Genomic DNA, 407 nt, shown 5'->3' with positions numbered 1-407 from the left:
GAAGCCGTATGCGACAGCGTCGCCTGCTTGGCCTGTTCGGAACGACCGACCTTGATCGCGACGATTGGCTTTTTTAGTTCCCTTGCCCGTGCCGCGAGTTTTTCGAAACCGGATACAGAATCGAACCCTTCGATGTGTAGACCGAGCGCGGTGACGCGGCCGTCCTCGATCATGGCAAGCGCTATTTCGGAAAGACCGATCTGCGCCTGATTACCGGCAGTCATAAGAAAAGCGATCGGCAAGCCACGTTTCTGCATCGAGAGGTTGATCGCGATGCTGGAGGATTGTGTGACAATGGCAACACCACGCCCTCCGTCGGGCAGCCTTTCGCCGCCATGATGGTCCGGCCACAGAAGAGCGCCGTCTGCATAGTTGATCAAGCCGTAGCAGTTCGGACCGATTATCGG

At 57.2% G+C, this 407-nt stretch carries 1 pseudogene; it reads right to left on the bottom strand.

What is annotated here, in order from left to right:
• Window positions 1-407: pseudogene (locus tag AC0L3U_RS38560) on the bottom strand (acetate--CoA ligase family protein); the annotation flags it as partial.

The sequence above is a fragment of the Bradyrhizobium sp. Kon69 genome, assembly GCF_055807515.1.
Note: the sequence above shows the minus strand (reverse complement) of the source record. Positions and strands in the feature narration are given on the sequence as shown.